This window comes from Cupriavidus sp. SIMBA_020, assembly GCF_046535395.1.
Taxonomy (GTDB): Bacteria; Pseudomonadota; Gammaproteobacteria; order Burkholderiales; family Burkholderiaceae; genus Cupriavidus; species Cupriavidus campinensis.
Window position 1 is genome coordinate 1 of the sequence record NZ_JAWRWU010001849.1, and the last position, 229, is coordinate 229.

Here is a 229-nt window from a genome sequence, read left to right on the forward strand (position 1 = left end):
GCGGGGCAACAACGCCCCCTCGGGCGTATGCACACCCTTCGCGTCGGGCTGGAACCGCGTCACGCCCAGCGACGGCAGAGGCGCATTAAAGTTGACATCAATGCAATCGAGCAGACGCTGTGGAATTTCAAGCGGCCAGCGGTCAATGCGCATTTCCGAATGCGCCGCACTCAATGCATACGCCTGAAGCAGTCGATCGATGTAGGGGTCGCGTACTTCGTTCCCGTGC

1 protein-coding gene is annotated in these 229 nt (G+C 60.7%); it reads right to left on the bottom strand.

Annotated features, from left to right (window positions below):
• On the bottom strand, positions 1-229 hold a 229-nt coding region (locus SB751_RS35990), incomplete at both ends, for a type VI secretion system baseplate subunit TssF (RefSeq protein ID WP_410749724.1).